This is a genomic window from Bradyrhizobium sp. AUGA SZCCT0182, assembly GCF_018130185.1.
Classification (GTDB): domain Bacteria; phylum Pseudomonadota; class Alphaproteobacteria; order Rhizobiales; family Xanthobacteraceae; genus Bradyrhizobium.
The window spans coordinates 66,639-78,724 of record NZ_JAFCLY010000022.1 but is presented as its reverse complement, the minus strand read 5'-3'; the positions used below and the strand labels follow the sequence as shown (position 1 = coordinate 78,724).

10 protein-coding genes are annotated in these 12,086 nt (G+C 61.7%); 1 reads left to right on the top strand and 9 read right to left on the bottom strand.

The window, feature by feature from the left end:
* Positions 1-69: 69 nt before the first annotated feature.
* Positions 70-588 carry a MarR family winged helix-turn-helix transcriptional regulator gene (locus JQ611_RS22915; RefSeq protein ID WP_212264982.1) on the top strand — a complete coding sequence of 173 codons (519 nt, stop codon included), beginning with the start codon at positions 70-72 and terminating at the stop codon, positions 586-588.
* A gap of 122 nt (positions 589-710) precedes the next feature.
* On the opposite strand, the gene JQ611_RS22910 is transcribed toward JQ611_RS22915, so the two are convergent.
* The 9 genes from JQ611_RS22910 to JQ611_RS22870 form a co-directional block, all read right to left on the bottom strand.
* Entirely contained in the window at positions 711-2,852 is a 2,142-nt protein-coding gene (locus tag JQ611_RS22910; protein WP_212466669.1) for an EAL domain-containing protein, read from the bottom strand.
* Positions 2,853-3,036: 184 nt separating this feature from the next.
* Positions 3,037-4,320, bottom strand: coding sequence for a glycerate kinase (locus JQ611_RS22905; RefSeq protein ID WP_212466668.1), 1,284 nt, complete (start codon positions 4,318-4,320; stop codon positions 3,037-3,039).
* A gap of 232 nt (positions 4,321-4,552) precedes the next feature.
* Positions 4,553-5,782, bottom strand: coding sequence for an ABC transporter substrate-binding protein (locus JQ611_RS22900; protein WP_212038496.1), 1,230 nt, complete (start codon positions 5,780-5,782; stop codon positions 4,553-4,555).
* 184 nt (positions 5,783-5,966) lie between these two features.
* Positions 5,967-7,196, bottom strand: coding sequence for an ABC transporter substrate-binding protein (locus tag JQ611_RS22895; protein WP_212264986.1), 1,230 nt, complete (start codon positions 7,194-7,196; stop codon positions 5,967-5,969).
* 185 nt (positions 7,197-7,381) lie between these two features.
* Positions 7,382-8,605 (bottom strand): ABC transporter substrate-binding protein, encoded by a 1,224-nt coding sequence (locus JQ611_RS22890; RefSeq protein WP_249133382.1) that lies wholly within the window; start codon positions 8,603-8,605, stop codon positions 7,382-7,384.
* A 33-nt stretch (positions 8,606-8,638) separates the two neighbouring features.
* Entirely contained in the window at positions 8,639-9,661 is a 1,023-nt protein-coding gene (locus JQ611_RS22885) for a branched-chain amino acid ABC transporter permease (RefSeq protein WP_212264988.1), read from the bottom strand.
* 2 nt (positions 9,662-9,663) lie between these two features.
* Positions 9,664-10,542 carry a branched-chain amino acid ABC transporter permease gene (locus tag JQ611_RS22880; RefSeq protein WP_212264989.1) on the bottom strand — a complete coding sequence of 293 codons (879 nt, stop codon included), beginning with the start codon at positions 10,540-10,542 and terminating at the stop codon, positions 9,664-9,666.
* A gap of 11 nt (positions 10,543-10,553) precedes the next feature.
* Positions 10,554-11,267 (bottom strand): ABC transporter ATP-binding protein, encoded by a 714-nt coding sequence (locus JQ611_RS22875; protein ID WP_212264990.1) that lies wholly within the window; start codon positions 11,265-11,267, stop codon positions 10,554-10,556.
* Positions 11,264-12,064, bottom strand: coding sequence for an ABC transporter ATP-binding protein (locus JQ611_RS22870; RefSeq protein WP_212264991.1), 801 nt, complete (start codon positions 12,062-12,064; stop codon positions 11,264-11,266). Before JQ611_RS22870 ends, JQ611_RS22875 begins: the two co-directional genes overlap by 4 nt.
* Between the last annotated feature and the right edge of the window lie 22 nt (positions 12,065-12,086).

The following is a 12,086-nucleotide window of genomic DNA, read 5'->3' as shown; positions in this document are numbered from 1 at the left end:
ATTATCAAACATAACCTCAAGGCCCGGACCACAGGCGGACCTTTTTATCGGGATTGCGAGCCCCCTGCGATGACAGTTTCCAAGGCGGCCACTGACGCCGTCAAGCCTTCCCGCGCCCACGGCAAGGAAGCGGTCGACGGCGCTGCGGAGAATGCCGCCCTGCAAATGGGCGAATTGTCCGACCTGCTCGGCTATTCGCTGAAGCGCGCGCAGCTGAGGGTGTTCGAGGACTTCCTGCGCTGCGTCGCGCCGCTGCAGCTGACGCCGGCGCAATTCTCGGTGCTGCTGCTGCTCGACAAGAATCCCGGCCGCAACCAGACCGAGATCGCCAATACGCTCGGCATCCTCCGGCCGAATTTCGTGGCGATGCTCGACGCGCTGGAAAGCCGCGATCTCTGCACGCGGATGCGTTCGACCAACGACCGCCGTTCCCACATCCTGATGCTGACCGACAAGGGCCGCGCGGTGCTGGCGCGCGCCAAGAAGCTCGTCGCCACCAAGCATGAAGCCCGCCTCAACGAAGTGCTGGGGCCGGCCAATCGCGTCGCGCTGCTCGATATGCTGTCGAAGATCGCAGCGGAGTTTTAGCTACGCTGTCATTCCGGGGCGTCGCGCAGCGATGAACCCGGAATCTCGAGATTCCCCGATGTGCAATTGCACATCTGAGGTTCATCGCTGCGCGATGCCCCGGAATGACAAACAACAATTAATCAAGCCGCGACGATACGTCCAGCGATTGCCTTCGCCCCATTCCCGTTCAGGAACAGCCGCTCGATCTCACGGGCGGGAAGCGGCTTGCTGAACAGGAAGCCCTGCATCTCCGTGCATCCTTCGGACGCGATGCTGTCGAGCTGTTCCTTGGTCTCCACGCCTTCGGCGGTGGCCGTCATGCCCATGCCATTGGCGAGTGCTGCGACCGCCCGCACGATGTTGAGCGAGCCCGAATTCTCGGTGATGTCCTTGACGAAGGAGCGGTCGATCTTGATCTTGTCGAACGGAAAACTCTGCAAATAGGTCAGCGAGGAATAGCCGGTGCCGAAATCGTCCATCGCGATCCGGATGCCGAGTTCCCGCAACTGATGCAGCACCGCGAGTGTCGCTTCCTTGTTGTGCAGCAGCACGGTCTCGGTGATTTCGATCTCCAGCCGGGCCGGGTCCAGTCCCGAGGCGGTAAGCGCGCCTGTTATCACCTGCATCAGGCCGGGGTTGCGAAACTGCACCGCCGAAATGTTGACGGCGATGTCGAGGTTGCCGGGCCATTGCGCCGCGGTGGTGCAGGCCTGGCGGATCACCCATTCGCCCATCGGGACGATGAAGCCGATCTCTTCGGCCAGCGGAATGAACGCGGCCGGAGAAATCATGCCCTTGGTCGGATGATTCCAGCGGATCAGGGCCTCAAATCCGCTGATCTCGTTGCTCGCCAGATTGACGACGGGCTGATAGTGCAGTTCGAACTCGCCCGCCGGCAGCGCCTTGCGCAAATCCTGCTCCATGACGCGGCGCGTCTGCATCTGCAGATCCATCACCGGCTCAAAGAAGCGAAACGTGCCGCGCCCGTCGCCCTTGGCGCGGTACAGCGCGAGGTCTGCACTCCGCAACAGCTTGTCGGGGCTGTTGCCGTCGCCGGGTCCGACCGAGATGCCGATGCTGGCGCCGATCACGGCCTGGTGACCATCAAGGTCGTAGGGTTCGCTCAAAAGGCCGATGACGCGCTGCGCCAGCGACGTTGCGTCGGCCGGGTCCGCGATCGGGGCCTGCACGATGACGAACTCATCGCCACCCATTCGCGCAATGGTGTCGGTGTCGCGAACCAGCCCGCACAGGCGCTCGGCGACGATCTTCAGAAGCTTGTCGCCGGCGTGATGGCCAAACGTGTCGTTCACGGCCTTGAACTGATCAAGATCGAGGTGATGAACCGCGACCGTTTCCTCGCGGCCCATGGCGTGTTCGAGCCGTTCGTTGAGCAGCACCCGGTTGGCGAGTTCGGTGAGCGAATCATGGTGGGCCATGTATTCGATCTTGACCTCGGATTGCCGCTGCTCGGTGATGTCCTCGTGCGTGGCGACCCAGCCGCCGCCGGGCATCGGCCGATGGCGGATCTTGAAGGTGCGTCCGTTCTGCAGTTCGACGATGCTGTCTTTGGCGACGTTGGAAACCGCCACATTGGTACGCCAATGGAGATATTCATCCCGGGTCATCGCGGGGAAGCTGCCGGCTTCAAAGCGAAGGTCGACGATGTCCGTCAGCGGCGTGCCGGGTCCGACGCGGCCGAACGGGATGTCGTACATCTCGACGAAGCGGTCGTTGCACACGATCAGGCGGTGGTCGGCATCGAAGAAGCACAGCCCCTGCGACATGTTGTTGATCGCGGTGTCGAACTGGAAGTTTCGTATCCGCAGCGCCTCTTCCTGCTCCTTTCCCAGCTCGTACTGGGTCTTCAGGCGGGCATGGAGTTCTTCGCGCTCGGTGATGTCCTCGTGGGTCGACATCCCGCCGCCGCCGGGCATCGGGTAGACCGTGTAGGCGATGATCCGCCCGTCGGTGAACTCCTGAAACGTGGTGTCGAGCGCGATGTTCTGTCCGACGCGGGCGCGAACGTAATCATCCGGCGCCACCGCCACCTTCAGGCCGAGCTTCAGCCGGTGCCGGATCAGTTCGCTGGTCGGCGTGCCCGGCTTCACCTGTTCCGGCGAAAGCCCGTACATCTCCGCGTAACGTCTATTGCAGAAGACGACTTTCCGCTTCTCATCGAAGACGACAATTCCAAGCGACAGATGATTGATCGCCTCCTCGAGCCGCGCACTCAAGTGAGCGGGCTCGGGACGGATAGGTCCCGCAAAAGAATGCACCATTTCCCGTGTTCCCCTGCCGCGATTTGCGGCACCCCGGCAATAAGGAGGGTCCTATTAAGGACGAGGCTGGTGAATTGCAGCTTTGAGAGGCGGCAATTGTTCGTGCATTCCCGCGAACGTCCTCAACAAAACGTTAATGCCATCGGCCTGGGCGGATATCAAATCGAAGGACCACGGCCCAAATTCAATCGACCAGGATCACCCTGACGTCGTTGACATTGGTGAGCGTCGGACCGGTCAGCAGCAGATCGCCCGTTGCCACAAAGAAGGCGGTGGCGTCGTTGTTGTCCAGATAGGCCCTGGGATCGAGACCAAGCGATTTCATCTTCGCAAATGTGGTCTGGTCGATCACGGCCCCGGCGGGATCGCTCGCGCTGCCGGCGCCGCCATCGGCGCCGTCGGTATCGCCGGCCAGCGCGCAAATGTCCGGTATCTCTTTCAAGAGGTCCGCCAGCGCCAGCGCATATTCCTGGTTGGGGCCGCCGCGGCCATTGCCGCGCACGGTCACCGTGAGTTCGCCGCCCGACAGGATCGCGGTGCGCTTGCCTTCGCTGCGCGCTTTCAGCGCCAGTTGGACGTGAGCGGCAGCGACCTCGCGTGCCTCGCCTTCGAGGTCGGCGCCGAGACCGATGATGGCGTAGCCCGCATCCTGTGCGATCCTGATCGCCGCATCGAGCGAGGCCTTCGGCCGCGCGACCAGTTCGAACCGCGCGCGCGTGAACGCGGGATCGCCGGGCTTGCAGCTCTCGTTTTTCGGGTCGTCCAGCGCACGCCGAACCGCATCGTCGACGGCGAGATTGTACTTCGCGACCAGCGCGCGGGCGTCCGCCAGCGTGGTCGGATCCGGCACCGTCGGCCCGGACGCGATCGCGGACGGATCGTCGTGCGGCACGTCGGAGATCGCCAGCGTGACGATTTCGGCGGCGCGGTGGCCTGCGCGGGCCAGCCGGCCGCCCTTGATGCGCGACAAATGCTTGCGGACGATATTCATCTCGCCGATCGGCGCGCCGGAACGCAGCAGCGCGCGGTTCACCTGCTGCTTCTGCGCGAATGAAACGCCCTCGACCGGGGCGATCCAGTTCGCCGAGCCGCCGCCCGACAGCAGCACCAGCAACAGGTCGTCGGCGGTTGCCTCGGCCGCGAGACGCAGCGTGTCGTCGGCCGCTTTCAGCCCGGCTTCGTCGGGCACGGGATGGCCGGCTTCGACGACCCTGATCCGCCGCGTCGGCACGCCGTGGCCGTGCCGCGTGGTGGCAATGCCGGTGAGGCGCTCCGGGTCGAGCGCGAGCGTATCGAGATAGTATCGCTCGGCGGACGCGGCCATGGCAGCGGCGCCCTTGCCGGCGGCGAGGCAAATCACGCGGCCCCTGGGTGCGGGAGGCAAATGCGCCGACAGCACCACATCGGGATGGGCGGCTGCGACGGCCGCATCGAAGATCGCACGCAGGAGGGGACGTCGGTCGGTCATCGGTTCACGGCAAGCCAGAGATCGCGAATGGAAGACCGGTTATCCATCCAATCGCCGCAAAAGAAAACCCCCGCGGGCGGGCCGCGGGGGCGCTTGAGGCCGCAATGGGCCGATCGGCATTTGGAATAACTAGAGCGTTTTCCAGCGAAGTGGCCACCGGTTCGCGTCAAGAAAACGCGTCAAATCAAGAATCTAGAGTCCCGTTCCGATTTTAATCGGAACGGGAAAGGCTCTAGCCGCCGACGTCACCGGAGAGGATTTCGCCGAAGCGTTCCCAGGTCTCGCCCTTGAACTTGATCAGTTGCACCTGCGAGATCGGCGCAAAGTCGGTGGGCGAGGTGTTGACCTTGATGCCCGGCAGCAAGCCTTCGAGTTCGAGGTTCTTGATGTTGGCCGCCTGCTTCATGACGTTCTCGCGCGTGAGATCGTCGCCGCAAGCCTTCAACACATGCACAAGACCCTGGGCGACGGTATAGCCGAAGATCACCGACGCATCGGCGCGGTTGGCCTCCGGATAATACTTGTCCAGGAACGCGTTCCAGGCCTTCATGCCGGGATCGTCCTTCCACTGCGCATCCGTCGGATCCTTCAGGTATTGCGACGAGATAATGTCCTGCGCGTTTTCCATGCCGGCCGGCTTGATGACGCTGCCGATCGAGGCCGAGACGTTGTTGAGGAAGTGCAGCGGCTTCCAGCCGATTTCGGCGTTCTTCTTGATCGCCTGCGCCGCGAATTTCGGCGTGGTGATGTTGATGAACACGTCGGCGCCGGTCGACTTCATCTTGACGATGTGGGAATCGATCGTCGGTTCGGAGACTTCATAGCTCTCCTCGATGACGATCATCGATGCGGCCTTGGCGCCGAGCCCGTCCTTGAATCCCTTCAGATAGTCCTTGCCGTAGTCGTCGTTCTGATACAGCACGGCGATCTTGGCGTTCGGCTTCTCCTTCAGGATGTATTTCGCGTAGATCTGCGTTTCGCTCTGATAGTTGGGCTGCCATCCCATGGTCCAGGGGAAGTTCTTCGGATCGTTCCACTTGGTGGCGCCGGTGGCGACGAACAGCTGCGGCACCTTCTTGCTGTTCAGATATTTCTGGATCGCCGAATTCGGCGGAGTACCGAGCGGATTGAATACCAGCAGCACTTCGTCGCTCTCGACCAGCTTGCGGGCCTGCTCGACGGTCTTCGGCGGTGAGTAGGTATCGTCATAGCTGATGAAGGTGATCTTGCGGCCGTTGATGCCGCCTTCGGCGTTGATCTTCTTGAAGTAGGCCTCTTCGGTCTTGCCGATCACGCCATAGGCGGATGCAGGGCCGCTATAGGGCATGATGTTGCCGATCTTGATTTCAGTATCGGTGGCACCGCTGTCGTATTTTTTTTGAGCGAGCGCGCCGTTGCTCGTGGCTGCGAACGCAATGAGCGCGGCCGAGGCAATGGCGAGTCTGCTGGTAGCAATAGGCATTTCCGAGTCTCCCCTTTTGAGATTGTCTTTTTGTGCAAGCGTCACGCTCTGTTGTTGATTGCAGTTCGCGCATGACGTGGAGGGATTGAATACGATTTAGCGGAAAGCATCAAGAAAAAGCCCCTGCGGCGATGCCGCAGGGGCTGCTCCTTTAGTAGTCAGGCGCTAGAGAACCGATCGCGGATTAGCCGCCGACGTCGCCGGTGAGAATTTCGCCGAACAGTTCCCAGCCCTCGCCCTTGAACTTCATGAGCTGCAACTGCGAGATCGGGGCGAAGTCGGTCGCCGAGGTATTGACCTTGACGCCGGGCAGCAAGCCGCCAAGCTCGAGGTCCTTGATGCTCGCGGCCTGCTTCATGATGTTTTCGCGCGTCAGGTTGTCACCGCAGGCTTTCAGCACGTGCACGAGGCCCTGGGCCACGGTGTAGGCGTACATGACTGACGCGTCGGCGCGGTTGGCTTCGGGGTAGTATTTGTCCAGGAACTCGTTCCAGGCCTTCATCCCCGCATCGTCCTTCCATTGCTTGTCGGTCGGATCCTTCAGGTAATTCGACGAAATGATGTCCTGCGCGTTTTCGAAGCCGGCAGGCTTGATGACGCTGCCGATCGAGGCCGACACGTTGTTGAGGAAGTGCAGCGGCTTCCAGCCGATCTCCATGTTCTTCTTGATCGCCTGCGCCGCGAATTTCGGCGTCGTGATGTTGATGAACACATCAGCGCCGCTCGCCTTGAGCTTGACGATGTGGGAGTCGATGGTCGGCTGCGAAACTTCGAAGCTCTCCTCCATGACAATCATCGACGCCGCCTTGGCGCCAAGTCCGTCCTTCAGGCCCTTCAGGTAATCCTTGCCGTAATCGTCGTTCTGGTACAGCACGCCGATCTTGGCGTCCGGCTTGTGCTTCAGAATGTACTTTGCGTAGATGATGGTTTCGCTCTGGTAGTTCGGTTGCCAGCCAATGGTCCAGGGAAATTCCTTGGGGTCGTTCCATTTGGTCGCGCCGGTGGCGACGAACAGTTGCGGCACCTTCTTCTGGTTCATGTATTTCTGAATCGCCGAGTTCGGCGGCGTGCCGAGCGGATTGAAGACGAGCAAGACTTCGTCGCTCTCTACCAGCTTGCGCACCTGCTCGACTGTCTTCGGCGGGCTGTAGGCGTCGTCGTAGGAGACGAAGTTGATCTTGCGGCCATTGATGCCGCCTTCCGCATTGATCTTCTTGAAGTAGGCCTCTTCGGTCTTGCCGATCACGCCGTAGGCGGATGCGGGTCCACTGTAGGGCATGATGTTGCCGATCTTGATTTCGGTATCGGATGCGCCGGTGTCGTATTTCTTTTGGGCAAGCGCCCCGCTGCTGGTGGCGGCGAGCAATGCGAGAGCGGCCGAAAAGGCCCCCAATCGCAAGTTGATAGCAGGCATGTTTTTCTCTCCCTGGAGACCACGATGAATGTGTCGTTTCTTCTTGAAGTTGGAGCACTTTCCGGCTCCTGCCATCATTCAATACCTTTCGGTCGCGCCGGGCAACAAAAAGCCCCCCGCGACGGTGTCGCGGGGGGCGATATTTTAGTCTCAAGTCCCGGGCGGACTGCCCGTGACGCGGAATATTAATTACTGAGTTCGCCGCTGATGATGTCGCCGAACAGCTCCCATTTCTCGCCCTTGAACCGCTGCATCTGAAGCTGTTCGATCGGGGCGAAGTCCTTGGCTGACGTGTTGATTTTGACGCCGGGCAGCAGGGTGTCGGGCGCAAAGTCCTTCAGGCTGGCAGCCTGCTTCATCACGTTGGCGCGGGTGAGGTCGTCACCGCACATCTCCAGCACCTTCACCATGGTTTGCGCCGCGCCGTAGCCATAGACCACGGAGCCGTCGAGCTTGTTGGCTTCGGGATAATACTTGGCGAGGAATTCGTAGAACTTCTTCATGCCGGGATCATTGTCCCATTGCGCGTCCGCGCCGTCCTTGGCGTAGTTGGCCGAGAGAATGCCTTGCGCATTCTCGAAGCCCGCCGGCTTGATCACGCTGCCGACCGAGGCCGAGACGTTGGAGACGATGTGCAGCGGCCTCCATTCGACTTCGGCGATCTTCTTGATGGCCTGGGCGGCGAACTTCGGCGTCGTGATGCTGATGAAGACGTCGGCGCCGGTGGCTTTAAGCTTGACGATGTGGGAGTCGATTGACGGCTCCGAGGTCTCATAGCTTTCCTCGGCGACGATCATCGACGCCTTGGCGCCGAGGCCGTCCTTCAGGCCCTTGAGGTAATCCTTGCCGAAGTCGTCGTTCTGATAAAACACTGCGATCTTGCCATCCGGCTTTTCCTTCATCAGGAACTTGGCATAGATCCGCGCTTCGCTCTGGTAGCTGGGCTGCCAGCCGATCGTCCAGGGGAAGTCCTTCGGCTCGTTCCATTTGGTGGCGCCGGTCGCGACGAACAGCTGCGGTACCTTCTTCGAGTTGAGATACTTCTGGATCGCGGAATTGGACGGCGTGCCGAGCGGATTGAACACCACAAGCACTTCGTCGCTCTCGACCAGCTTGCGGGCCTGCTCGACGGCCTTCGGCGGGCTGTAGCTGTCGTCGTAGGTGACGAAAGTGATCTTGCGGCCATTGATGCCGCCTTCCGCGTTGATCTTCTTGAAGTATGCCTCTTCGGTCTTGCCGATCACGCCGTAGGCGGACGCCGGTCCGCTATAGGGCATGATGTTGCCGATCTTGATTTCGGTATCGGACGCGCCGGTGTCGTACTTCTTCTGGGCGAGGGCACTGCCGCTGACGGCAATAGAGCCGATGAGCGCCGTCGCGAACGCGGCGCTTCTTGTTGTCGAAAGCATCATTATTTCAGGTTTCCGGATTCGAGTTTGAGGTTAGTTCTTCTTCGTCAGTTTGCCGAGCAAATGCTGGGCGACCATTGCGACCTGCCTTGCGCCGTGCGGCACCAGGAAGATGACAAGGAACAGCAGCACGCCGAACACGGCGCCGGAGAGGCCCTTGGAGATGCTCTCGGCGATGTTGGGCACGAAGATGATGAAGGCGGCGCCGACGAACGAGCCGGGCAGCCAGCCCACGCCGCCGACCACCATGCCGAGGAACAGCGCGATGGCCAGGTTGATCGTGTAGCTGTCAGGCGCCACGAACGCCACGACGATGGCGCTGAGCCCGCCGGCGATGCCGGTGATGCCCGCTGACACGCCGAAGGCGAGCGTCTTGTACTGCGCGACGTCGACGCCCATGGCCGAGGCCGCGATCTCATTGTCGCGGATCGACATGAAGGCGCGGCCCGAGCGCGAGCGCAGCAGGTTGATCGACCCGATATAGATCGCCAGCGAGATCGCCAGTGTGAAGTAATAGAGCCACTTGTCCTGTCCGATCGGCAGGCCGAACGGCGCATCGGGTTTCATGACGGTGAGGCCCTGCACGCCGCCGGTCCAGTGCTCGAGGAAATGCAGCTTCAGGAGCTGCGGCATGGCGACCGCCAGCGCGAAGGTGGCAAGGGCAAGGTAGATGCCGGAAAGCCGCAAGGCGGGCTTGCCGAACAAATAGCCGGCGCCGAACGCCACAAGCCCCGCAATCGGCAGCGTCAGCGCGTAGTTCATGTTGGCGACTTCCATCAGGACCGCCGACGTATAGGCGCCGAGCGCGTAGAACGCGCTTTGGCCGAGCGAAAACTGCCCGCTTCCGCCGGTCAGGATGTTGAGCGCCAGCACCGCGATCCCGTAGATCATGACCATCGTCATCTGGAAGACGACGAAGTTCTTCACGAACATCGGTGTGACGAGCAGCGCCGCCAGGATCACCAGCGAGGTGCCGGTGCTCAGCGTCATGGCGCGCTTCGGAACGGCCTCGACGGCCGGGGCTTCTGTAACGGCGTCTTCTGCAGCTGCGCTCATGATCAGACTCGCTTGACGATGGCTCGGCCGAAGAGACCGGCAGGTTTGAAGACCAGGACGGTGATGATCAGCGCAAGCGCGATCGGCAGTTTCAGTTCATTACCCACGCCGGGGATGTAGGTGCCGGCGAGGTTCTCGAAGACGCCGACCAGGAAGCCGCCGATGACGGCGCCAAGCGGCGAGGAAAGCCCGCCGAGCACGGCGGCGGCGAAACCGTAGACCAGGACGCCGCCCATCATGTTCGGTTCGAGGAACACGACCGGGGCGATCAGGATGCCGGCGACGGCGCCGATTGCGGAGGCCATGCCCCAGCCCAGCGCGATCATCCAGGAGGTGTTGACGCCGACCAGCCGCGCCGATTCCGGCAACGCCGCAGCAGCGCGCATCGCAAGGCCAATCCGGGTGAACTGGAAAAAGAGGTAGAGCCCGACCAGCATCAGGAGAGTGACACCGATCATCCCGGCCTGGTGGGTCGAGATCAGCTGGCTGCCGAGGAAGGGCGAGGATCCGAAAGGCGTCGGATACTGCTTGATGGTAAAATCCCAGATCAGGCCGGCGATCGAGTTGACGATGGCGAACAGGGCGATGAAGCCGGCGACGTTGGTCAGGACCGGGGCCTTGGAGAGCGGCTTGAAGAGCAGCCGCTCTATCATGATGCCGCCGGCAAAGGAGATGATCAGCGTGGCCAGGAAGGCCCACCAGTACGGTATGCCCCACTGCATCAGCTGCCAGGAGATGAAGGTCGAGAACATCGCCATTTCGCCCTGGGCGAAATTCAGATGGTCGATCGCCTGGTAGATCATGACCACCGCGAGCGCCATACAGGCATAGATCGCGCCTGTGGCGATGCCGGCCAGGACTTGGTTGGTAAGTAGTTCCACGGCCGTGCTCCTCAGTAGCCCAGATAGGATTTGCGGACGTCTTCGTTGCTCGCGATTTCCTTCGCGTTCCCCGACATCACGATTTTTCCGGTTTCGATCACATAGGCCTGGTCGGCGAGCTCCAGCGCCAGTTGCGCGTTCTGCTCCACCACCAGAATGGTAACCTTGTCCTCACGGTTGATCTTGCCGAGGATCTTGAACAGGTCGCGCACGATCAGGGGGGCGAGACCGAATGACGGCTCGTCCAGCAGCATCAGCCGCGGCCGCAACATCAGCGCACGCGCGACCGCGAGCATTTGCTGTTCGCCGCCCGACAGCGTTCCGGCCTGCTGGGTATGGCGTTCCTTCAGCACCGGGAAATGCGCGTACATGCGCTCGATGTCGGAAACGATGTTCTTGGAGTCGCTGCGCGTGATGGCGCCGAGCTGCAGGTTCTCTTCCACCGTCATGGTGGTGAAGGTGCCGCGGCCCTGTGGCACATGCGCAATGCCGAGACGGACGACGTTTTCGGTCGAGCGGCCGGAGAGCGACTTGCCCTCGAATTCGATCGCGCCGGTGGAGCGCACCATGTTGCAGATCGCCCGCAACGTGGTGGTCTTGCCGGCGCCGTTGGCGCCGAGCAGGGTGGTCAGGCTGCCCTCGCTGAGGGCAAAGGACAGGCCATGGAGCGCCTGGACCTGGCCGTAATAGGCCCGCAAATCCTTGACGTTGAGCATCGCGGTCATTGGTCGTCCTTGCTCCCCAGATAGGCTTTGATGACATCCGGGTCGGCCTGGACCTGGGCCGGGGTTCCCTCGGCAAGCTTGCGGCCGAAGTTGAGTGCGACGACATGGTCGGCGATCGACATGACAAGACCCATGTGATGTTCGACCAGCAGCACGGTCATATGGCGATCGTCGCGAATGCGGCGGATCAGATCGCCGAGCACGTGAACTTCCTCGTGGTTGAGACCGCCGGCGGGCTCGTCGAGCAGCAGGATTTTCGGATCGGCGGCCAGCGCCCGCGCCAGCTCGACGCGCTTCTGGGTGCCGAAGGGCAGGCCGGATACCACGGTGTGCGCGACGTCACCGAGATCCAGATAATCGAGGATCTCATGAACCTTCCTGTTGATCTCGGCTTCGCCGCGGCGAACCCAGGCGAGCTTGAGCGAATCCGAGATGATGTCGCTGGAGGAGCGCGCGTGGCAGCCGACGCGAACGTTGTCCATCACCGAGAGGTTGGGAAACAGCGCGACGTTCTGGAACGTGCGGCCGATGCCGATCTCGGCGATCTTGTGCGCTGGCCGCGTCAGGATGCTGGCGCCTTCCATCAGGATGTCGCCGGTGCTCGGCTGATAAAGCCTGGAAAGGCAATTGAAGAGCGTTGTCTTGCCGGCGCCGTTCGGTCCGATCAGGCCGAGGATGGCGCCCTTGTGCATGTCAAAGGACACACCATTCAACGCGATGATGCCGCCGAACACGACGCTGACGTCGCGAACCGCAAGCAGGGGAGCATTTCCCTGCGCGAGCTGTGCCTGCGTCATCGCGTCCCGCCCAAATGACTCA